This window comes from Burkholderia sp. BCC0398 (assembly GCF_902833245.1).
Taxonomy (GTDB): domain Bacteria; phylum Pseudomonadota; class Gammaproteobacteria; order Burkholderiales; family Burkholderiaceae; genus Burkholderia; species Burkholderia sola.
Map to the genome: position 1 here is coordinate 45,635 of NZ_CADFEM010000002.1, position 20,919 is coordinate 66,553.

At 63.9% G+C, this 20,919-nt stretch carries 19 protein-coding genes; 2 read left to right on the plus strand and 17 right to left on the minus strand.

Annotated elements, in window-relative coordinates:
- Positions 1 to 4 precede the first annotated feature (4 nt).
- The 4 genes from HWX76_RS04045 to HWX76_RS04060 form a co-directional block, all read right to left on the minus strand.
- Entirely contained in the window at positions 5 to 2,059 is a 2,055-nt protein-coding gene (locus tag HWX76_RS04045) for a methyltransferase domain-containing protein (RefSeq protein WP_176015542.1), read from the minus strand.
- Positions 2,060 to 2,071: 12 nt separating this feature from the next.
- Positions 2,072 to 4,411 carry a glycosyltransferase gene (locus tag HWX76_RS04050; RefSeq protein WP_244137942.1) on the minus strand — a complete coding sequence of 780 codons (2,340 nt, stop codon included), beginning with the start codon at positions 4,409 to 4,411 and terminating at the stop codon, positions 2,072 to 2,074.
- 63 nt (positions 4,412 to 4,474) lie between these two features.
- Positions 4,475 to 5,188 (minus strand): ABC transporter ATP-binding protein, encoded by a 714-nt coding sequence (locus HWX76_RS04055; RefSeq protein ID WP_065494192.1) that lies wholly within the window; start codon positions 5,186 to 5,188, stop codon positions 4,475 to 4,477.
- Between the two features lie 3 nt (positions 5,189 to 5,191).
- Positions 5,192 to 5,947 carry an ABC transporter permease gene (locus HWX76_RS04060; RefSeq protein ID WP_244137943.1) on the minus strand — a complete coding sequence of 252 codons (756 nt, stop codon included), beginning with the start codon at positions 5,945 to 5,947 and terminating at the stop codon, positions 5,192 to 5,194.
- A gap of 463 nt (positions 5,948 to 6,410) precedes the next feature.
- Here HWX76_RS04060 and HWX76_RS04065 point away from each other — a divergent pair, with 463 nt between their 5' ends.
- Positions 6,411 to 8,576: a glycosyltransferase family 2 protein gene (locus HWX76_RS04065; protein ID WP_176015544.1), complete on the plus strand. Its 2,166-nt coding sequence runs from the start codon at positions 6,411 to 6,413 to the stop codon at positions 8,574 to 8,576.
- A 35-nt stretch (positions 8,577 to 8,611) separates the two neighbouring features.
- Here the strand turns inward: HWX76_RS04065 and HWX76_RS04070 are convergent, their stop codons facing one another.
- From HWX76_RS04070 to rfbB, 5 genes are read right to left on the minus strand one after another with little or no spacing between them, the layout of a single operon-like run.
- The gene (locus HWX76_RS04070; RefSeq protein ID WP_176015545.1) at positions 8,612 to 9,514 is read right to left on the minus strand and encodes a glycosyltransferase family 2 protein; all 903 of its coding nucleotides are present in this window, start codon (positions 9,512 to 9,514) and stop codon (positions 8,612 to 8,614) included.
- The gene (gene rfbD / locus HWX76_RS04075; protein ID WP_176015608.1) at positions 9,508 to 10,413 is read right to left on the minus strand and encodes a dTDP-4-dehydrorhamnose reductase; all 906 of its coding nucleotides are present in this window, start codon (positions 10,411 to 10,413) and stop codon (positions 9,508 to 9,510) included. Before rfbD ends, HWX76_RS04070 begins: the two co-directional genes overlap by 7 nt.
- A gap of 21 nt (positions 10,414 to 10,434) precedes the next feature.
- A complete protein-coding gene (rfbC, locus tag HWX76_RS04080) occupies positions 10,435 to 10,986 on the minus strand; it encodes a dTDP-4-dehydrorhamnose 3,5-epimerase (RefSeq protein ID WP_176015546.1) in 552 nt (183 codons plus the stop codon).
- Positions 10,971 to 11,864, minus strand: a complete 894-nt coding sequence (rfbA, locus tag HWX76_RS04085; RefSeq protein WP_176015547.1) for a glucose-1-phosphate thymidylyltransferase RfbA — start codon at positions 11,862 to 11,864, stop codon at positions 10,971 to 10,973. The genes rfbC and rfbA overlap by 16 nt, the downstream gene beginning before the upstream one ends.
- Before the next feature lie 11 nt (positions 11,865 to 11,875).
- Positions 11,876 to 12,937 (minus strand): dTDP-glucose 4,6-dehydratase, encoded by a 1,062-nt coding sequence (rfbB, locus tag HWX76_RS04090; RefSeq protein WP_176015548.1) that lies wholly within the window; start codon positions 12,935 to 12,937, stop codon positions 11,876 to 11,878.
- 338 nt (positions 12,938 to 13,275) lie between these two features.
- On the opposite strand from rfbB, the gene HWX76_RS04095 reads away from it, so the two are divergent.
- A complete protein-coding gene (locus HWX76_RS04095) occupies positions 13,276 to 14,115 on the plus strand; it encodes a symmetrical bis(5'-nucleosyl)-tetraphosphatase (protein ID WP_176015549.1) in 840 nt (279 codons plus the stop codon).
- A gap of 31 nt (positions 14,116 to 14,146) precedes the next feature.
- Here HWX76_RS04095 and HWX76_RS04100 read toward each other — a convergent pair whose 3' ends face one another.
- The 8 genes from HWX76_RS04100 to HWX76_RS04135 all read right to left on the minus strand — a co-directional run bounded on the left by HWX76_RS04100 (position 14,147) and on the right by HWX76_RS04135 (position 20,753).
- Positions 14,147 to 15,004: a lysophospholipid acyltransferase family protein gene (locus HWX76_RS04100; protein ID WP_176015550.1), complete on the minus strand. Its 858-nt coding sequence runs from the start codon at positions 15,002 to 15,004 to the stop codon at positions 14,147 to 14,149.
- A 19-nt stretch (positions 15,005 to 15,023) separates the two neighbouring features.
- Positions 15,024 to 16,301 carry a dihydroorotase gene (locus HWX76_RS04105; protein WP_124593929.1) on the minus strand — a complete coding sequence of 426 codons (1,278 nt, stop codon included), beginning with the start codon at positions 16,299 to 16,301 and terminating at the stop codon, positions 15,024 to 15,026.
- A 61-nt stretch (positions 16,302 to 16,362) separates the two neighbouring features.
- A complete protein-coding gene (locus HWX76_RS04110) occupies positions 16,363 to 17,394 on the minus strand; it encodes an aspartate carbamoyltransferase catalytic subunit (RefSeq protein ID WP_006476735.1) in 1,032 nt (343 codons plus the stop codon).
- Between the two features lie 73 nt (positions 17,395 to 17,467).
- Positions 17,468 to 17,980 carry a bifunctional pyr operon transcriptional regulator/uracil phosphoribosyltransferase PyrR gene (pyrR, locus tag HWX76_RS04115; RefSeq protein WP_050011687.1) on the minus strand — a complete coding sequence of 171 codons (513 nt, stop codon included), beginning with the start codon at positions 17,978 to 17,980 and terminating at the stop codon, positions 17,468 to 17,470.
- Positions 17,967 to 18,416, minus strand: a complete 450-nt coding sequence (gene ruvX / locus HWX76_RS04120) for a Holliday junction resolvase RuvX (RefSeq protein ID WP_006476737.1) — start codon at positions 18,414 to 18,416, stop codon at positions 17,967 to 17,969. The genes pyrR and ruvX overlap by 14 nt, the downstream gene beginning before the upstream one ends.
- Entirely contained in the window at positions 18,413 to 18,991 is a 579-nt protein-coding gene (locus tag HWX76_RS04125) for a YqgE/AlgH family protein (RefSeq protein WP_034206570.1), read from the minus strand. The genes ruvX and HWX76_RS04125 overlap by 4 nt, the downstream gene beginning before the upstream one ends.
- Positions 18,992 to 19,173: 182 nt before the next feature.
- On the minus strand, positions 19,174 to 20,478 hold the full coding sequence (locus HWX76_RS04130) for a hypothetical protein (protein WP_050011688.1): 1,305 nt from the start codon (positions 20,476 to 20,478) through the stop codon (positions 19,174 to 19,176).
- 104 nt (positions 20,479 to 20,582) lie between these two features.
- Positions 20,583 to 20,753, minus strand: coding sequence for a rubredoxin (locus HWX76_RS04135; protein ID WP_004186709.1), 171 nt, complete (start codon positions 20,751 to 20,753; stop codon positions 20,583 to 20,585).
- Positions 20,754 to 20,919: the final 166 nt, after the last annotated feature.

Below are 20,919 nucleotides of genomic sequence, written 5' to 3' on the forward strand. Positions count from 1 at the left end.
GTCCTCAAATTGCCAGGAATTCGGCATAGCGTTGCGCCGACAGCTCGTGAAGCTGACGCTTGTAGTCATCCATCATGCCGATGAGCTCACTTTCATTCGTATCGAGCACCTCCCCGATACAGTGCGCGACATCTTCGACACTCATCGGATTGTCGACGGCAGTGAGACGCACGTACGGGTGGCTTTCAAGACCATCGAGAAACAGCGGCCCACGTACACACGGCGTGCCCACCGACATGGCCTCGAGGTCGACCATCGGATGGCAATCGATGGTCGTTACGTTCAATACGATGTCCATCGTCGCCATCAGTTCGAGCATGCTCGCGTGATCGCGATATCCCACCTTCTTCACTTTCGTGGAAATCCACTTCGGCAATTCGAAGTCCTTTGCAACTACATAGATGGAATCCACCGAGTTCACGGTGTGCGCAGCGAGAACGTTCGTTGCAAGATTCTTCCGTAAGTCATTCCATGACGGCGCGAGCGCGCTATAGCTCCCCGAGCGGGGCGGCCGCCGTCGCACCTGACCGTTGTTGACCCTGGGCGGCATGTTGACCAATTGCGGCGCGAAATTGCGCTGCCCGACGACCGGCCCAAGGCCGCGCCGAATTGCGCTGAAGCGTTTGACTCGACCTTCACGCGCCATGCGAATCGCCATCTGCGCGTAGCGCCGCTCGTCCTCCCACACCCATTGCGCCGTCGTACCGTGCCAGACGAGATACTGCTCGCCAAATCCGTTGGCTGCGAGCGCGTGCGTCAATGCGTACATGGAATCGGAAACGCCGTGCAGGACGATCTTCTCGATCCCGTGATCCTGCAATCGTTGCATGACGACTTCGATCTCGTGCACGGGGATTCCCGTCGATGACGGAATCGCAAGCTTGTAACCAGGTAGCGCACCGACAGCCGAACGGATACCCATCCAGTCGTTATGGAAGATATGGCATACACGGTCGAATCGCGTGTCTGCGTTGGCGTACATCGTATCGCGCGGCGCCTGCCATTCCGCAATCCGCACGTCGGGGAACGTGTTCGTGAAATTCGTCTGCGGGTCGTCGCTCGTCGCAACCGGCACCACATGAATCGGTGCGATTTCGCGATGCGCATCGGTCATGACACGATGCAGACGTTTGCGCAGGTCCTGCACTTCTCGCAGATCTGCGCATTCCTTGCGCAATCGTTCGATCTCGATCCGCTGGCTTTCCAATGTGCGCTGCTGTCTGTCGATGAGCCGCTGCTGGTTTTCGGTTGTTTCGGCAAAGTCGTGAAGTTTTCCTTCGAGCACCGCAACATCGCTCTGCTCCAACTCGCCCGCGAGTCCTTGAAGAGCGATCTTCAATCTGGGCAGGCTCATTCTCATTCGCTCGCACTCGTCCAGAGGCCGAACCTGGCCATCGGATTGCACGATCGAAACCCGACGGCCATTCGTGCCGACTGGCTCGATCTTGTAAACGTCGTGACTTTGAATGACATCGTGGAAAACCTGCACGTTGCTGTCGACGGCCAGATCACCGACGTAATCATGCACCCAGCAGCCGCCATGCCAATTGTTTTCTCGAAGATCAAACGGCACGAGTTGATTCTCGATCAGCAACAGATAGCCTTCCGCTTGCAGGAGACCCTTCATCTCCGCGAGCAGACGCGCAGCATCCTCGCGCGTGTTGTGAATCAGCACCGACACCGTGAAGACGACGTCGAATGTGGTTCCTGCAAACGCTTCCGTCACGCTTGGCGCGACACGGATGCGACTGCCTGCGTCCGGCAACGTCGCTGGCGGCTCGTCCAGCAACTGCCGGATCATCGTTTCAGAAAAATCGTAGCCGTAGTAGTCGATGAACGGGTACGCCGACAGAACGCGCGTCATGCGCCCGAAACCGCAGCCGAAGTCGAGCACGCGCACCCGCCGACCGAGTTGTTCACTGCGATCGCGCAGGTGCTCGATCAACCAGGCCTCCTGCGCTCGGTACGCGGCGCGCCCTTGCTCCGCGCGCCAGTTCTGCTGACGCTCGTAATCCGCGCCTGACTGATGCAGCCAATAGTTCTGATTTGCCTTTTCCATTGATGACCTCACCTACCTGTCGGCGCGTACGCCAATGATCTGCTCACGCCTTGCCCTTCTGGAAGGCATCATCCAGTACGCCACCCGTTTCAATCCTGCTCGCATCCAGCGCGGAAGCCGATTCAGACGAACCTGCAATGCCAGCGCTACCGCAACGGCAGCGCTCCCTTCGTACGCCGCGAGCTTCGCGCGCATTGTGTCGACGGACTCCCCGTGCACCGTGCCGCTAATTCCCTCGATTACATACATCGGCAGCGCCATGCTTCCAAATGTGACGCGTTTCTTGCGCAGAATGTCGTGGTAATACATTCCGATCCGGCGCGCCGCCGCGTCGGAATGTATCATCGACTGCGCACGCCGACGGTAATAAAAATGAACAGCGTTCGTGACAACGAAACGACTCTGCGCCATCACGGCCCGCATGTACAGATCCCAATCTTCGTAGGCGCTCAGTGATTCGTCATACCCCAACGACCGCAGCACTTCGGCGCGCCCCATCATGGTTGCCGTCGAGAAGCGGTTCTGGCACAACCCGGACGATCTCGCTTCGCCCACGAAGGTGATACATTGGGTCCACACGTCTGCCGCCGGGTCCGCATCGTGCCGATCGTCGAAATAGGCCGTTTGCGGCACGACGAACGACACGCCGGGGTTAAGCGTCAGGGCATCCACGCCGATCGACACAAACTGCCTATCAATCAAGTCATCGGCATCAAGCGTCAGCACGAACTCGCCGCGTGCGTGTGAAAGCGCCAGATTCCGCGTGGCGGCCAGCCCGCGATTCTGTGTCGACCAGACAATCCTTACCCGATCATCGTTTCTGGCCTGCAATCGCAGGAGGGCGTCACGGCTTTCGGGATCAGTCGACGCATCGTCAACGACAATCAGCTCGATATTCGGATACGCCGAGCCGAGCACGCTATCGACTGTCTCCTCGACGTAGCCGCCAAGGTTATGGTGCGGAATCAGAACGCTGACGAGCGCAACGCCCGACACCCGCTCAGGCGGGCGAGTGTCCTTCGCCAAGGTCCAGGGCCTTGGCCCCGCTGGAACGACAACAGGGTACAGCGCTCGCGGCACGGCGAACACCATGGACAACGCACGAGCCAAGCCGGCTGGCGATCCGTCGAACTTCGCGCAGTTGATGCCGTCCTGCCACGGCGAATCATTCCCGAATGCTGGATTCGAGTCCGCCAGTACGCACAACGCGCCGGAGAGGGACGCTTCATATGCCGCGAGACAGAATGACTCGAATGTTCCTGGAAAGACGCATACCGACTCGCTGATAATGCGATGACGTTCGGCCGCGTCGGCATCGGTCGCAAAGTGGAATCGATCGAGCAAATCGCCCGGGACAAGACGGCGCACTTCGGCCAGATAGTCCATATCCGTCGCCATCGCGATCAGACGAATCTGCCCGCAATAGCGCGGATTTAGCCGGAGAAAATCGCAGCATCCGCGCACAAAAATATCAGGACGCTTGATGCGTTGTATCTTCGACGAAAAGACGATCGGCGTATCCCACGTGACCGTGATCGACGCCTGCACCGGCGTGCCGTAATCCAGCACGACGGGCGGCGCATCGATATGTAATCGTGGCAACCATTGCGCATCGTCGAAATCGAAGATCTGCTGCATGGCGGCCGCCGTTCCCGACACCTGGCCGATGATCAGATCGCAATCAGCCAGTGCCTTGCGCTCCAGGTCGAGCAGGGAAAGCGCCGCCTGATCGACGGTGCGCGCCTCCATCGAGTTCAGCACGCTGTCCGACGTGTGCAAACGCACGGCGATCGTTGCGCCCTGAAAAGCAAGACCTAATTGCTTTTCTTGCATCGTCGCGAACGCGGCCGCGCCCCAATCCGGGAACTCGATGTAGTCCAGCGGACCATGTTCGCGTTCGAGCCGCCTGAGCGCTTGCATTGCCCTCACGGAGACGGCGTGCAACGGATGCGTCGTGTAAAGATCCGGATGAACGTAGCGAAAACCAGTATCGCTGTCGCGTTCGACATACGTTCGCGGCGTTGCATCAACAAACAGCACGCCTGGAAAGCGTGCGTTGAATCGCCCCTCGTCGAACGACTCGCCCGTGAAGACTACGGCCACCGCCGGTTTGTCTCGGCAATCGCCGGCGCCGGAAAGCTCCGGCAGGTCGAGCAGATTGGCAATGACGCGACCGATTCCACCATGCGTGAATGGAAAGAGTTCACTTGTAACGAAGACCTTTAGCAGCGACATGTGCTCCCCGCGCGCGCGGGTCTCCGCGCGACTGCCGAAAATCGCGCGAACCTTGCCACGCCGTTCCGTCTGGCAGTAGAACGACCGCAACCGGACGCGCGCGACGTTGCGTCGCATACAACGCGTTGCTGAAATGCAATGGCGACGTGAACCGAACTCACAGGATGCATGCCAGAAAACTCAAACCCGCCGTACTTCCTTGACAGCCCCGGCCTCCATCTCGACGATTACATTGCAAAGATCGTCGATGATGTTCCAGTTGTGCGACGCAAGCACAAGAATGTCGGCCTTGCCGACGAAATCCATCATGTGCTTCTCCGCCTTCTTCACGAAATCGGCGTCACCTACACTGAGCCACTCGTCCATCAACAGCACATCGGCATGCACGCTCGTCACGATCGCGAACGCCAATCGGAGCACCATACCGCTCGAGTAAGTCCGCACCGGCATGTTGAGGTAATCGCCTAGCTCCGAGAACTCGGCAATCTGCGGCGTGAGCCGTTGCATTTCAGCTTTGGATGAACCAAGAATCAGCCCGCGCAGCACGATGTTCTCGTACCCGGTCGCCTCGTAGTCCAGCCCGAGCGTCAGGTCTAGCAGACTGGTGACGCGCCCTTGACTACGGAATACGCCCGAAGTTGGCTCGTAAATACCGGCAAGCAGACGCAATAGCGTCGTCTTGCCTGCGCCGTTATGGCCGATGAGTCCAACGCGGTCCCCAGCACGAATGTCGAGGGACACACCGCGCAATGCTTCCACTACCGTCAACTTGTGGCTATCCGATGCGATCCGCCCGCCGGTCACGGACGACAGCATCATTTGCTTCAGCGAGCGGTTGCTTGCGCCATACACCGGCAAGTTGAGGCTGCAATTGTCGAGATTAAGAAATGCCATGACTCAGATCCAGAACGCGATACGGGAACGAAAACGGATGAACAGCGGAATCGCAAGCACAAACAGGATCACCGTCGTGATGATGGCACCCACGTAAACGGAAGCATCCGGCATCGTCCCGTACAGCGGTCCTCGCACGAGTTCGAGAAACATGTAAAGCGGGTTGTAGTGCGCAACGTATGCGCGGTGACCAAGCGCACTGGGCTTCCAGAAAATCGGCGTCAGAAAGAACGCGAGCTGGACAACGCTACCGACGATGGGCTGCATGTCGCGGAACCGCGCGCAGAAAATGCCGAGCAGGATTGATAGCGGCACGGCAGCGATCACGATAATCAGCAGGCCGGGAATGACCATCAGCCACTGCAGCGTCGGCACGATCTTCACGTACAGCATCACCGGCACAAACGCGAGTATGTTGTGCGCGAAGAACAGCACGTTCCGGTAGACCGAGCGGAATATATGCAGCGAGAGCGGAAGCCGTACCGAACGCACGATACTGTCCGAGCCGATGAACGCATTGCACGCGTCGAGGATCAGCGACGAGATCAGTCCCCACGTGATGATGCCGAGCGCGAGATAAGGAACGAACTCTTCCGTCTTGATGTTGAGCAACGCGCCGTAGAGCGGCCCCATGCCGGCGATCGTGACAACCATCGTGAGCGTGATCCAGAACGGCCCCAGCACCGAACGCCGATAACGCTGGCGAATATCCTGCCACGCGAGTGTCGTCCAGATCGGATACGCCTTGATCCCGTCCACCACGTCCCGTATCGCAAGCGTCGCTCTGCTTTCGCCGCCTCGTACTGCAGATAACTGTTGCATGTTTCGTGTGACCCTTTAATCTCAAAAAATAACAATCCACTCACGCTGGCGTGCGTGTATCCCGTCGCATCACCGGCATAACCGTTCCTCATCGCACGCCACGAAAGCAGACTGCATCGCAGGTAGCCGCCCCATGTCGCGGCGGCGCCCATGCCCTCCCGGTTTCGAGGCCGTATTGTAATGGCCCCAACCCCGAAGTTCCATCCTGCGCCGCTCAACAGGCCACATATACCGCTGAATTCATTGGATTTTTCTCGTTTCACGCCAATGTCCTGCACCCGTGCCAACCACGCCGCCCGGCGCGGCGTGGGCACATGCCTCCGCTATAATCGGTCGCCTAATACAGTGACCGCATGGCTGCACGGTCACGGTCCGTACTACCCGTCCAATTCTCACGATCATGCAAACTCCCAGCGATTCGCCCAACGCCGACCGAGAGACGGCATCCCCAAGCCCGGTCACCGTGGGAGGCCAGCATGCCGACGCGCGCATCGCCGAGCTCGAAGCGAACGTTGCCGATCTCCAGCGAAAGCTCGCCGCCGCGGAAACGCGCGCGCAATCGAGCGCGAACAAACAATCCATCATCGAACAGCTCTCGGCTGACCTTGCCGCCATTCACGCATCGGCATCGTGGCGCATCACCGCGCCATTGCGCGCCGGTGTCGATGCCGCGCGTCGCGCCGGACATTCGGCCCGCTCCGTTTCTGGCCATCTGCGCGCGCGCGGCGGCCTCGTCACCGCACTCCGCCACTACTACGCGATATGGCGCAAAGAGGGCGTGCAGGGCATCCGCCGTCGCGCCAACCGGATTCTCGCGCACGATACGTTCGAGGACAGCCCCGAGATCTACGCTCGCTGGATCGCGCAATACGACACCATCGACGAGAGCAAACGCGCCGAGCTGCGGACAGCCGTCTCGGAATTTGAGCGCCGTCCGCTAATCTCGATCGTCGTGCCCACCTACAACAGCGACATCGCACTACTGCAAGAGATGATCGAGTCGGTGCGAGCACAGATCTACCCCCAATGGGAGCTCTGCATCGCCGATGATGCGTCCACGATCGACGCGGTACGCAGCACACTTGCCGATTACGCATCGCGCGACGCCCGCATTAAGGTCGTGCTGCGCGATCGAAACGGCCATATCGCCGAAGCCAGCAACAGCGCACTCGCGTGCGCATCCGGAGAATACGTCGCGCTGCTCGATCACGACGACATCCTTCCGGAACATGCGCTATACATGGTCGCCAAGGCGATCAATGAACATCCCGGCGCTCGCCTCTTCTACAGTGACGAAGACAAGCTGACACCAGAAGGCCAGCGCATTGCCCCGTACTTCAAGAGCGACTGGAACCCGGAGCTGTTCCTCACACAAAACCTGTTCTCCCATCTCGGCGTCTACGAAGCGGCGCTCATTCGCGAGGTCGGTGGTTTCCGAAAGGGCTTCGAAGGAAGCCAGGATCATGACCTTGCAATGCGTTGCATCGAAAAGGCCGGACACGACGCGGTTCACCACATACCTCACATCCTCTACCACTGGCGCGTCGTTCCCGGCAGCACAGCGGCCTCCGGTGCGGAAAAGCCGTACGCGCTGACCGCCGGCATTCGCGCCGTCGAAGCGCACTTGCAGCGCGTCGGCGTCAAGGCCACCGTCTCGCAAACCGCGAGCGACATCGGTCTCATTCGCGTGCGCTACACAATGCCGGCACCCGCGCCGCTCGTTTCGATCGTGATTCCCACGCGCGACGGCGTCGAACTGCTTCGGCAATGCGTCGAGAGCATTTTCGACCGCAGCACATACCCGAACTTCGAGATCGTCATCGTCGACAACGGCAGCGTGAAGCCGGAAACGCTCGCGTACTTTGATTCGCTGCATCAACGCCCGAACGTTCGCGTGATACGCGACGACCGTCCATTCAACTTCTCGGCGCTCAACAACGTCGCAGTCAGCCAATCGCACGGCGAATACATCTGCCTGCTCAACAACGATATCGAGGTCATCACGCCCGACTGGCTCGAGGAAATGGTGTCCCTCGCGGCGCAGCCCGGCAACGGCGCCGTCGGCGCTTGCCTGTGGTACCCGAACGATACGCTCCAGCATGGTGGCGTGATACTTGGTGTCGGCGGCGTGGCGGGCCACAGCCATGCCAGGCTGCCACGCGGCGCATTCGGTTACTTCGGCAGAGCCGTGTCCACGCAGAACGTGTCAGCCGTCACTGCCGCCTGCCTGCTAATTCGTCGGTCGATCTACGATGAAGTGCACGGACTCGACGAGGAGCTCGCTGTCGCCTTCAACGACGTCGATTTCTGCATTCGCGTGCGCAATGCCGGCTATCGCAATGTCTGGACACCTCACGCCGAGCTGTACCATCACGAATCCGCGACGCGTGGCTCCGATCTTTCGCCAGAGAAGGCGCAACGTTTCCGGCGAGAAATCCTCTTCATGGAACAACGCTGGGGCGCGGCACTGTTCAACGATCCCGCCTACAATCCCAACCTCACGCTCGATGCGTCGAAGCATGCCTTTGCCCTTGCCGACGAGCCGCGCATTGGCCAATTCGATTGACGCGCACCCGCGTCGTTCTGCATTCTCACAATTCGTTACAGCATCCCCGTCCGGCCGGCCAACCCGTGCCGGATGCCACGCAGCGCCATCGTCAAATGCGCGCGCGCGTCCGGCGCATACAGCGCGTAAATGACCAACCGCACGGGAAGCTTGATCAGCTCCGTGGACTTCCACGTCCACGGGACATACCTTCGCTTCAGCAACGCCACGGCGTTGCGAAACAGATAGTAGTGACGTACCGGGCTGTGCATCGGATAACCGCGACCCAGCGCACGAATCGGCTCTTCGCCCAGTTCGTGTTGCATTCTCAGCCACGGTATGCCGACCACGCGGTAACCGCGTGAGCGCGCACGTATGCACCACTCGGTGTCGACGAAATCGATGAACAGCGAATCGTCCATGCGCCCCACGTCGCTCCAGCATCCGAGATTCACGCACGAACCCGACGTGATAAGGAAGTCCACGTCGATCGGCTCGTCGCCCAGCGGCGCGATTCGCTTCAGGCGAAAATAGCCGAATCGCACGAACGGCGCCACGCCCCGTAGCCGCGCATCTTCATAGGCCGGCCCAATCACTGCAACCGCCTCGCGCCGCGCAACGCATTCGCTCATCACGCGCACCAGCTCGCGCACCAGCACTTCGGTTGGCTCGCTGTCCTGATCAAACAGCAGCGCGTACTTGCGGCCCTCCGCAATGAGATGCTCCAGCCCCTGATTCAGCGCCGTCGCTATGCCGACGTTGCGCATATTCGCCAGATAGCCGACACGCGCATCGAGTGCACGCTCGACTTCCGCCGAATGGGCTTCCGCCGGCGTGTTGTCGACGACGACACAGCGGCACAGTTTCGCGATCCGATTGGCGCGCTCAATGCAGGCGCGGTCCGGGTTATAGAAAACCACAACTGCTCCGACTTCGTCGGGACCGATACCGCTCAACATGCGCCACCGAGACACAGATCGAGCGCATCACGCCAGTCCGGTGGCGTGATGCCGAACACCTCGGTCAGCTTCGACGTATCCAGTCGCGAATTCGCGGGACGCTTCGCCGGCAACGGATAGTCGGCCGCCGGGATCGGCACGACACGCGGCGCAGATGCCAGATCCGCACACTGGAAGATCGCTTCCGCGAATCCAGCCCACGACGTGCTGCCGGTGGCCGTCAGGTGGTACACGCTGCTTCGCGGCGCCGCCCACTCGTGCAATTCGCCCAATGCGCCGACACCCTGCGCCAACACGTGCGCGGTCAAGGTTGCAACGGTTGCCGACCAAGTCGGCGCGCCGATCTGGTCGGCAACCACACGCAGCTCGGGCCGCTGCTCGGCAAGACGCAGCATCGTCAGCAGAAAATTCTTGCCCCGCCGCCCATACACCCAGCTCGTGCGAAAAATGAAATACGCGCAATCCGCAGCCGCGATCGCCTGCTCACCTTCGAGCTTCGTCGCACCATATACGCTCTGCGGCCCGGTCGTATCGCCCTCGACATACGGCCCGGTCTTGTTACCGTCGAACACGTAGTCGGTCGAGTAATGAACGAATACCGCGCCCAGGCGCTTCGCCTCTTCGGCAAGTATGGCGGGAGCTTCGGCATTGATTTGCCGCGCCGTCACGGGATCCGTTTCCGCCTGGTCGACCGCAGTATACGCGGCCGGGTTGACGATGATCGACGGACGCGCTTCGCGCACGAGCGTCCGGATCGCATCGGGACGTCGTAGATCGAGTGCATTACGATCGATCGCGATCACGCTCCCCAGCCCCTGCAATGTGCGCAACAGTTCGAAACCAACTTGGCCGCTGACTCCCGTGACGAGAATCGTGCGATTACCGTTTTCGGCAACCATCATTCGCCCCTCTGTATTGGGTCACGCATACACGTCTGCATCGGCAAGGCGCTTGCCCGCCGCATCCTTCGCGGCCAGCACCGGCTCACCCTCGATCGGCCATGCGATTCCGATGTCTGGATCGTCCCAAACGATGCTGCGCTCATGCTCGGGAAACCAGTAGTCGGTCGTCTTGTAGAGAAATTGCGCCGATTCGGACAGCACGACGAAGCCGTGCGCGAACCCCGGCGGAACCCAGAGTTGCCGGTAGTTGTCGGCAGATAGATTCGCGCCGGCCCATCGGCCGAAATTCGGCGAACTGCGGCGCAAGTCGACCACGACATCGAACACCTCACCCTCGACTACGCGGACCAGCTTGCCCTGCGCATGCTGAATCTGATAATGCAGGCCGCGCAGCACGCCCTTCGCCGAACGCGAATGATTGTCCTGCACGAATTCGATACCGGGCGCGACAAGTTCGGCAAACTCACGCGCGTTGAAACTCTCGTAAAAGTAACCGCGGGCATCGCCGAACACCTTCGGCTCGATGATCTTGACTTCGGGCAGCGCCGTCGCCGTTACTTGGATGGCCATGCGACTTGATCCGTGAGAATGTTCTTCAGGTACTGACCGTATGCGTTCTTCGCGAGCGGCTGTGCCAGCTTCAGCACTTGCTCCGCGTCGATCCAGTTGCGGCGATAGGCGATTTCTTCCGGACATGCGACCACGAGACCCTGCCGCTTCTGCAGCGTCGCGATGAAGCTGGCCGCCTCGATCAGCGAATCGTGCGTGCCGGTATCGAGCCACGCATAGCCACGCCCCATGATCTCGACGTTGAGCGCGCCATCCTTCAGGTACCGCGAATTGACGTCGGTGATTTCCAGCTCGCCTCGCGGCGACGGCTTGATGTCGGCCGCGATGTCGCACACGCGGTTGTCGTAGAAGTACAGGCCCGTCACCGCGTAATTCGAACGCGGCTTCGCGGGCTTTTCCTCGATCGACAACGCGCGGAACGACTTGTCGAATTCGACGACGCCGTAACGTTCCGGATCATGTACGTGATACGCGAACACGGTCGCGCCGACTTCCTGCGCATGCGCGCGCTCGAGTTGCTTCGCGAGATCGTGGCCGTAGAAGATGTTGTCGCCGAGGATCAGCGCGGACGGATCATTGCCGACGAATTCCTTGCCGATGATGAACGCCTGCGCGAGACCGTCGGGCGACGGCTGCACCGCGTACTGGATGTTCATCCCCCACTGGCTGCCGTCGCCGAGCATCGACTCGAAGCGCGGCGTGTCTTGCGGCGTCGAGATGATCAACACGTCGCGAATGCCCGCGATCATCAGCGTCGACAGCGGGTAGTAGATCATCGGCTTGTCGTACACCGGCAGCAGCTGCTTCGAGACGACGTGCGTGATCGGGTACAGCCGCGTACCCGAACCGCCAGCAAGGATGATGCCTTTACGTGCCATCGCGTGTCTCCTCAAGCGCGCTTCGCGTAGTTCGTCTCGACCCACTTGCGGTACTCGCCCGACGCGACTTCGTCGGCCCACACCTGGTTATTGAGATACCAGTCGACGGTCTTCGCGAGGCCGGTCTCGAACGTCTCCGCCGGCTTCCAGCCAAGCTCGCGTTCGAGCTTGCGCGCATCGATCGCGTAGCGGCGATCGTGACCGGGCCGGTCGGTCACATAGGTGATTTGGTCGCGATACGACCCTGCTGCCTTCGGCCGCGCCTTGTCGAGCAGGTCGCACAGCGTATGCACGACTTCGAGATTCTTCTTTTCGTTCCAGCCGCCGACGTTGTACGTCTCGCCCGGCACGCCGCGCGCGAGCACCTCACGGATCGCGCTGCAGTGGTCGCCGACATACAGCCAGTCGCGCACGTTCTGACCGTCGCCATACACCGGCAGCGGCTTGCCCGCGAGCGCGTTCGCGATCATCAGCGGGATCAGCTTTTCCGGGAACTGGTACGGGCCGTAGTTGTTCGAACAGTTCGTCGTCAGTACCGGCAGACCGTACGTATGGTGGTACGCGCGCACGAGGTGGTCGGAGCCCGCCTTCGTCGCGGAATACGGGCTGTTCGGCGCGTACGGCGTCGTCTCGGAAAATTGCGGGTCGGTGGCCGACAGTGAACCGAACACCTCGTCGGTCGACACGTGCAGGAAGCGGAACGCCGCCTTGTCGGCGTCGTTCAGGCCGTTCCAGTACTGGCGGGTAGCCTCGAGCAGCGTGAACGTGCCGACGACGTTGGTCTGCACAAAGTCCGCGGGACCGTGGATCGAGCGATCGACGTGGCTTTCGGCGGCGAAATGCAGTACCGCGCGCGGCTTGTGTTCGGCCAGGAGTGCATCGAGCGCGTCACGGTCACAGATGTCGACGCGCGCAAACACGTGCTTCGGGTTGCCGTCCAGCGACTGCAGCGTGCGCAAGTTCCCTGCGTACGTCAGCTTGTCGACGTTGAGCACGGCTTCGTCGGATGCGCGCAGCCAGTCGAGTACAAAATTGGCACCGATAAAACCCGCGCCGCCCGTAACCAGGATCATGAGGCTCCCTCAAGTAATGCGCGGCAGGCACCGCAAAGTGCCTGCCGCATCAGATTCGTAGCGAATCGATATGACCGCCGTGTCCAACCGGGAATTTTAACCGGTCGACATGGCCTCCAAAGTCATGAAATGCTAATTTTATCGGGGAAGGCGACAATTATAGAGAGCCGGGGGGCGCAAAGGCCATGCCGCTAACAAGTTGATACAGCGCTACGGCCCCGGCTTGCGATGAAATTTCATGCTACATCTATGCCAAGTAGGGGAATCGGCATTTCACAATCCGAGAGAAATGCGGTTTTCCTCCCCTTTCATCCAAACCTTGCGATATTCGCCTCTTCATGACCTCTCCCCCCCTCGCCATCGGCGACATCCAAGGCTGCCATTCCGCTTTCCAGTCGCTGCTCGACCAGCTCGCGCCCCCCGCCGACACGCCCCTCTGGATCGCCGGCGACGTCGTCAACCGCGGCCCGGGCTCCCTCGCCGCGCTGCGCGCGGTCGTCGATCTCGGCCCACGCGCGACCGTCGTGCTCGGCAACCACGACCTGCACCTGCTCGCGGTCTCCGCCGGCCTGCGCACCGAACGCCCGGGCGACACCATCGGCGAGATCCTCGACGCGCCCGACGCCGACGCGCTGCTCGACTGGGTGCGCCACCGCCCGTTCGTGCATGTCGAAGACGGAAAGCTGCTTGTCCACGCGGGCGTGCTACCGCAATGGGACTCCACGCTCGCGCTCGAACTCGCGGACGAACTCCAGCGCGCACTCCGCGCCCCCGACTGGCGCGACACGCTGCAAGGCCTGTACGGCAACGAACCCAACCAATGGAACCCGAACCTGAAAAAGCGCGACCGGATGCGTGTCGCGTTCAACGCGTTCACGCGCCTGCGCTTCTGCACGCCCGACGGCGCGATGGAGTTCAAGGCGAACGGCGGCCCCGACAGCGCGCCGCCCGGCTACCTGCCGTGGTTCGACGTGCCGGGGCGCCGCACCGCGGACGTGACGGTCGTGTTCGGACACTGGGCCGCGCTCGGCCTGATGCTGCGCGACAACGTCGTCGCGCTCGATTCGGGATGCGTATGGGGAAACCAGTTGTCGGCCGTACGGCTGACGGCCGATCCGGCACAGCGCACGGTCACGCAGGTGCAGTGCGAAGCGTGCCGCTCGCCGGGCGGCGAGTGACGGCAGGCTGATTCACGCGCCCGCCGGTGCATCAGCCCTCGCGCCCCGGCACGGGTGCGTCGGCTGCAGCATCGCCCGCCGCGTCTGCGCCGAGCTCAGTCGCCGGATACGCATGCTTCTGCAGCACGGCGAGCGACTCGGCCGTCGGCTTGCCGACCTTCTCCTGCAGCGTCGCCAGCGCAGCCGCGATCGCATCGCGCGCCGCGGCGGACGTCGCCCGCCGGTCGCCGCCCGGCGCGATCGGCTCGCACACGTACAGATGCGCGACGAGCGGCCCGCCGCGCAGCACCATGTCGAGCGACTTGCCGAGCGACAACTCGCCCGTATAGGCCGGCGCGACCGACTGCCGCCCGTGCGCGTCCTCGTACATCAGGCAGATCGGCTGCACCGCGCAGCCGGCCGATACGGCAGCCTGGAACAGGTTCGCATGAAATGGCAGCAGATCCTGGCCGTCGGACGTCGTCCCTTCCGGAAACACGCACATCACACCGCCGGTGCGCAGGCGCTCGGCCATCTCGTGCATGATCCGCATCGCCTCGGTGCGCTTCTCGCGCTGCAGGAACACGGTGTCGAGCTTCTCGGCGAGCCAGCCGACGACCGGCCACTGCCGCACCTCCGCCTTCGACACGAACGGCGTCGGCCGCCACGCGTTGACCGCATAGATGTCGAGCCACGACACGTGATTGCCCACGACGAGCGCGCTCGCGTCGAGCCGCGCGCCGTCGTTGTGGACGACGAGGCGCATCCCGCAGATGCGCAGCATCTTGACCGACCAGCGGCGTATCAGCTCCGCGCGGCGCGCGGGCGTGACGTGCGAAAAACGCAGCGCGACGATCGCCATGCCGCGCAGCAGATGAAAGACGAGACGCAGCTTGCGAAGAGCGGTCATGGCGAGGATCCGGCGTGGTTCAGTGGCGCTCGAACGCGACCTGCCCGGCCACGAGCGTCGCGCGCACGGTGGCCGGCAGTTCGTAGCCGAGGAACGGCGAGTTGTGGCCCTGGCTCTTCAGCGCTCGCGGCTCGACGCGCCAGTGCGCGCGCGGATCGAACACGCACAGGTCGGCCGCACTGCCTTCGGCGAGGCGCCCCGCCGGCAGTTGCAGCACGTCGGCCGGCGCGGACGTGATGCGGCGCAGCGCCTGCGCGAGCGGCGTGCGCGTCTCGTCCGCCCACTTCAGCGTCAGCGACAGCAGCAGCTCGAGCCCCGTCGCGCCCGGCGTCGCTTCGCCGAACGGCAGCAGCTTCTCGTCGTCGTCGACCGGCGTGTGGTCGGAGCAAATCGCGTCGATCGTGCCGTCGGCGAGCGCCACGCGGATCGCTTCGCGGTCGCGCTCGCTGCGCAGCGGCGGATCGAGCCGGAACTGCGAATCGAAGTAGCCGATATCGACGTCGATCAGGTGGACGTGGTTCACGCCGACGTCGCAGGTCACGGGCAGCCCCTCGGCCTTCGCTTCACGTACGAGCGCAAGCCCGGCCGCCGACGACAGCCGCGCGAGGTGCACGCGCGCGCCCGTCACGCGCATCAGTTCGAAAATCGTGTGCAGCGCGATCGTCTCGGCCGCGACCGGCACGCCGGACAGCCCGAGCCGCGACGCGAGCGCGCCGCTCGCGGCCACGCCGCCGCGGCCGATGAACGCGTCGAGCGGACGCAGCCACGTCGTGTAGCCGTAAGTACTTGCGTACTGCAGCGCGCGCAGCAGCACCTGCGTGTCGCGCACCGGCACGTTCGCATGCGTGAAGCCGACGCAGCCGGATTCGGTCAGCGCGACCATCTCGGTGATCACTTCACCCTTGAGGCCGACCGTCAGCGCGCCGAGCGGATGCACGTTCGCCTGGTGCAGGTTGCGCGCGCGGAACTTGAGCATCTCGACGAGGCCCGGCTCGTCGAGCACGGGATCGGTGTCCGGCGGGCACACGAGGGTCGTGACGCCGCCCGCGACGGCCGCGGCCATCTCGGACGCGAGCGTCGCCTTGTGCTCGTAGCCGGGCTCGCGCAGCCGCGCGCACAGGTCGACGAGGCCGGGCGCGACGATCAGGCCCGATGCGTCGATCGTCTTGTCCGCGTTGAAACCGGCCGGCGCGCTGCCCAGCGCGGCGATCTTGCCGTCCGCGACGAATACGTCGGCCTGCCGTTCGGTGCCGGCGACCGGGTCGATCAGCGTGCCGCCTTGGATATGAATCTTCATGCGCTGTCTGTGAATACGTTGATTGCGTTGAATGCCTGAATGAGGACGCGCGAAAGCGGGCTCAGTCGCTGTTGCCGGCGACGATGCCCATCACCGCCATCCGCACGGCGATGCCGAACGTGACCTGGTTGAGGATCACCGACTGCGGGCCGTCTGCGACCTGCGAATCGATCTCGACGCCCCGGTTCATCGGGCCCGGGTGCATCACGATCGCGTCGGGCGCGGCGAGCGCGAGGCGCTCGGGCGTCAGGCCCCACGTCTTGAAGTACTCCTGCGCGGACGGCAGCAGCGCGCCGCTCATTCGTTCGTTCTGCAGGCGCAGCATGATGATCACGTCGACGCCCTTCAGCCCCTCGTCGAGGTTGTGGAACACCTTCACGCCCATCTGCTCGAGGCCGCCCGGCAGCAGCGTACGCGGGCCGATCGCGCGCACTTCCGGCACGCCAAGCGTGGTGAGCGCGTGGATGTCGGAGCGCGCGACGCGCGAATGCAGGATGTCGCCGACGATCGCCACGCGCAGCTTCGTGAAGTCGCGCTTGTAGTGACGGATCGTGTACATGTCGAGCAGGCCCTGCGTCGGATGCGCATGGCGGCCGTCGCCGGCGTTGATCACGTGCACGTGCGGCGCACAGTGCTCGGCGATCAGGTACGGCGCGCCGCTCGATGCGTGACGCACGACGAACAGGTCGGCATGCATCGCCGACAGGTTGTTGATCGTGTCGAGCAGCGATTCGCCCTTGCTCGTCGACGACGCATTGATGTTCAGGTTCAGCACGTCGGCCGACAGGCGCGTCGCGGCGATCTCGAAGGTCGTGCGCGTGCGCGTCGAGTTCTCGAAGAACAGGTTGAACACGGACTTGCCGCGCAGCAGCGGTACCTTCTTCACTTCACGGTCCGTCACGCTGACGAACTGCTCGGCCGTATCGAGGATGTGATTGACGATCGAGCGCGGCAGGCCCTCGATCGACAGCAGGTGCTTCAGCTCGCCGTTTTTCGTGAGCTGCGGGTTGCCCTTCAGGAAACCGTAGCGGAACCGGTCGGGGCTCGCGGCCGCCGCGGGATTGCCGGTGCGGCCAGTGGTGTCGGTGGTCATGGTGTGCGTGATTCCAACTATGCAAACGGGCCGCGGTGCAAACCGGCGGCCCGGGATACGGTTCGCGTGTCGTTCAGGCGCCGTGCGATTCGACGCGCAGCGTGAAGCCCGCATCGTCGCGCGCGAGCACGAGCGTCGCGTCGGCCGGCACGTCGAGCGTGCCGCCCGCGAAGCGTGCGGCGACCGGCAGCTCGCGGCCGCCGCGATCGGCGAGCACCGCGAGCTCGACCGCGGCCGGACGGCCGTAGTCGAACAACTCGTTGAGCGCCGCGCGCACGGTGCGCCCGGTGTACAGCACGTCGTCGACGAGCACGATGCGCGCGCCGTCGATCTCGAACGGCAGCGACGTCGGGCTGGCCTGGCTGTGCAGCCCCTTCTTCGCGTAGTCGTCGCGGTGCAGCGCGACGTTGACGACGCCGAACGCCTGAGCGCCGAGATCGCGCGCGAGGCGCTCGGCGAGCCACGCGCCGCCGCTGTAAATGCCGGCGAGCCGCGGGCCGCCCGGTTCGGCGAACGCCGTGCCGTAGGCTGCGCGGATCTGGTCGAGCAGGACGCGGTAAAGCGCCTCGGCGTCAATGGTGCTCATGGTCGGACAATTGATCGAGATACTGTTGAAGGATGACGCGCGCGGCTTCGGCATCGAGCATGTCGGTGCGGGCGCGGCCGCGCACGTTGCGCTCGCGCAGCCCGGCCTCGGCCTCGACCGACGAATAGCGCTCGTCGACCCACGTGACGGGCAGCCCGAAGCGGCCGTTCAGCTGGTTGCCGAAACGCTTCGCCTGCTGCGTCATGTCGTGCGGCGTGCCGTCCGGATGCATCGGCAGGCCCACGACGAGCGCGTCCGGCCGCCATTCGGCCAGCAAGTCGCCGACCGCCTTGAAGCGGTGTTCGCGGTTCAGGTTCTGGATCACGACGAGAGCACGGGCCGAGCGCGTCAGCGCGTTGCCGATCGCGACGCCGATCCGTTTTTCGCCGTAGTCGAACGCCAGGAGCGTCGCATCGCGCGCGCTCGCGCCACTCATGCGTGCCCTGCTTCGCCGGACAGCATCGACGAGCTGACGCCGAGCAGGCCCAGTGCGGCTTCGAAGCGCTCTTCGGCCGGCGTGTCGAACACGATGCGCGGATCGGCGGCGACCGTCAGCCAGCCGTTGCGGGAAATTTCTTCCTCGAGCTGGCCGGCGCCCCAGCCTGCATGGCCGAGCGTCAGCAGGAAGCGTTTCGGGCCGGTGCCCGTCGCGACCGCCTCGAGCACGTCCTTCGACGTCGTCATCTCGAGCCCGCCGTCGACGGACATCGACGAGTTGTAGCTCGCGCCCTCGACCGGCTCGTGCAGCACGAAGCCGCGCTCGGTCTGGACGGGGCCGCCGAAGTACACGGGAATGTGCAGCAGCGGCTCGATGTCGAGCTTCAGGTCGATGCGGTTGAACAGCGATTCGAGGTCGATGTCGGTAGGACGATTGATGACGAGGCCGAGCGCACCGCGCTCGCTGTGATCGCAAAGATAGATCACCGTTCCCGAGAACGTCGGATCGGCCATGTTCGGCATGGCGATCAGGAACTGGTTGGTGAGATTGATGCGATCGGAAGGCTTTGACATGGTTTGAATTTTAGCAAAGACGCCGCGACCTGACCGGGCCGCGATCAACAAGCAACGCCGCGCCGCGCTGGCAACGGCGCACGCGGATCACACGGCACTCTAACACGCGCGCGGGCGCTGTCGGCAGCGTGTTGCAGGCCCGTGCGACAAGGGCTGCCGTCGCGTGTTCGTCCCCTTGTTCGTCAGGTCCGGCCGAGGGCCGTGCCGAGCGCTTCGGACGCCGCCGTGAGATCCGGCGGCGCGACGCCGGCCGCGATCTTCAGGAGCGCCGCACGCAGCATGTCGGACGCGTGGCGGTGCGCATCGAGGCCGCCGTCGGCGAGCGGCACGCCGTGGGCTGCACGGCGCCACGCGAGGCCCAGCGTGTCGGCCAGCAGCGCCGCGTGGCCGAGCCCGAGCGCGCACGCGGCCGTGCCGACCCGGTAGGCGGCGGCGGACGCGTGCCATGCGGCGCCGGCGTCGGCGGTGACCGGGTTGGCCGCCAGGTCGGCCATCGACGCATCGGCGGTCTGCAGGAAATCCTCATAGGCATGCGCGTTGACGGTCACGACGCCGAGCGCACGGGTGGGCGCGGCGGCGGCGACCGCATCGTGCTCGGCCCGCGCCGCATCGGCCTCCCACAATGCTTCGGAGGCGGGCGTGCCGGCGACGTGCCAGTCGACCGTCAATCCGTAGTCGTGCAGCACGTCGACGAGCGCGACGTCCTCGGCGGCGGCGCCGAACAGCGCGAAATCGCGCCACAGCAGCGCCACCGTCTCGCGCACCAGCCCGGGCGGCGCGCTGCGCCGGCCCTGCGCGTGTTCGCCGAGCAGCAGGTTGATCCGCGCGAGAAAGCGCTTCAGCTCGGGTGCGCCGCTTGCGCGCAGCGTGCGCACGCACGCGGCCGCGAGCCGCCAGAAATCGTACGGCCCGTCGTCGGTGAGCGCGGCCAGCATCGCGTCGACTTCGTCGAGCGCCGCGCCCGGCACGCCGTGCTCGGCACGCAGCACGTCGAGCAGCGCCTGCTCGTAGCGGGCGCGAATCCGGGGCGCGAAGGCGTCGGGTAGCGCACGCAGCGTGGCAGGCGGCACCGCCCGGCCGACCAGCGCGAGCGCATCGAGCGGCGTGTTCGCGCGCAGGTCGGCGGCGCTTTGCGCACGTAACGCACGGAAATGCTCGAAGAGAACCGGCGAGCACGCGAGCTCGCGCAGGTTGTGGCGCCCGACGGCCGCACGAAAATCGTGCAGCGCCGCGCGCCAGCCGGCCGAAGTCGGCTCGGTGGCGACGAGCGGCACGGCGGCCGACAGTTGCCCGGCAAAACGCGCGGCCGGCAGCCAGCCGGCTTCCGCGAGCACGGCCGCGGCCGCCGCCAGCGGTGCCGCGGCGGCGTCGCGCCGCTCGAATGCGTCGGCGGCCGCCGCCAGCCACGCGTCGGCCGCGCGTACGGCGCCGCCGCGCGGGTTGGGCAATGCGTCAGGGTGGGGAACGTTCGCCGGATCGGACGTCATGGACACGCGCGCCTGTCATCGTCAAGTCGCTCGCGCGAACCGCGGCGCGCAAGCGCCGGGCCGGTGCGAGGCCTGAGCGGGGTGTCCGTGGGCCAGCGGTCCGATCAGATCTGGACCATCTCGAAGTCTTCCTTGCGGGCGCCGCATTCGGGACACGTCCAGTTGATCGGGACGTCTTCCCAGCGCGTGCCCGGGGCAATGCCCTCTTCCGGCAGCCCGGCTTCTTCGTCGTAAATCCAGCCACAAATCAGGCACATCCAACTCTTGTATTCCATCTTAAGCCGCGTCGGGGAAAAGTCGGTAAATTCGGGAGCCATGATGGTACCGTGTCGGGGCCGGACTGCCTAGCAATCGCGCTGGAGGACGGCAACTACGTTGCGCTGCGCTAAAAAATCCGTCGTACCGGCCGGATTCCACCGCATAATGGTTGAAAAGTGCGGC

Bases quoted from the DNA above. Each gene is read 5' to 3' on its own strand.
- HWX76_RS04045 (WP_176015542.1), bottom strand. From the start codon at position 2,059: ATGGAAAAGGCAAATCAGAACTATTGGCTGCATCAGTCAGGCGCGGAT.
- HWX76_RS04050 (WP_244137942.1), bottom strand. From the start codon at position 4,411: ATGCGACGCAACGTCGCGCGCGTCCGGTTGCGGTCGTTCTACTGCCAG.
- HWX76_RS04055 (WP_065494192.1), bottom strand. From the start codon at position 5,188: ATGGCATTTCTTAATCTCGACAATTGCAGCCTCAACTTGCCGGTGTAT.
- HWX76_RS04065 (WP_176015544.1), top strand. From the start codon at position 6,411: ATGCAAACTCCCAGCGATTCGCCCAACGCCGACCGAGAGACGGCATCC.
- HWX76_RS04070 (WP_176015545.1), bottom strand. From the start codon at position 9,514: ATGTTGAGCGGTATCGGTCCCGACGAAGTCGGAGCAGTTGTGGTTTTC.
- rfbD (WP_176015608.1), bottom strand. From the start codon at position 10,413: ATGGTTGCCGAAAACGGTAATCGCACGATTCTCGTCACGGGAGTCAGC.
- rfbC (WP_176015546.1), bottom strand. From the start codon at position 10,986: ATGGCCATCCAAGTAACGGCGACGGCGCTGCCCGAAGTCAAGATCATC.
- rfbA (WP_176015547.1), bottom strand. From the start codon at position 11,864: ATGGCACGTAAAGGCATCATCCTTGCTGGCGGTTCGGGTACGCGGCTG.
- rfbB (WP_176015548.1), bottom strand. From the start codon at position 12,937: ATGATCCTGGTTACGGGCGGCGCGGGTTTTATCGGTGCCAATTTTGTA.
- HWX76_RS04095 (WP_176015549.1), top strand. From the start codon at position 13,276: ATGACCTCTCCCCCCCTCGCCATCGGCGACATCCAAGGCTGCCATTCC.
- HWX76_RS04100 (WP_176015550.1), bottom strand. From the start codon at position 15,004: ATGACCGCTCTTCGCAAGCTGCGTCTCGTCTTTCATCTGCTGCGCGGC.
- HWX76_RS04105 (WP_124593929.1), bottom strand. From the start codon at position 16,301: ATGAAGATTCATATCCAAGGCGGCACGCTGATCGACCCGGTCGCCGGC.
- HWX76_RS04110 (WP_006476735.1), bottom strand. From the start codon at position 17,394: ATGACCACCGACACCACTGGCCGCACCGGCAATCCCGCGGCGGCCGCG.
- pyrR (WP_050011687.1), bottom strand. From the start codon at position 17,980: ATGAGCACCATTGACGCCGAGGCGCTTTACCGCGTCCTGCTCGACCAG.
- ruvX (WP_006476737.1), bottom strand. From the start codon at position 18,416: ATGAGTGGCGCGAGCGCGCGCGATGCGACGCTCCTGGCGTTCGACTAC.
- HWX76_RS04125 (WP_034206570.1), bottom strand. From the start codon at position 18,991: ATGTCAAAGCCTTCCGATCGCATCAATCTCACCAACCAGTTCCTGATC.
- HWX76_RS04130 (WP_050011688.1), bottom strand. From the start codon at position 20,478: ATGACGTCCGATCCGGCGAACGTTCCCCACCCTGACGCATTGCCCAAC.
- HWX76_RS04135 (WP_004186709.1), bottom strand. From the start codon at position 20,753: ATGGAATACAAGAGTTGGATGTGCCTGATTTGTGGCTGGATTTACGAC.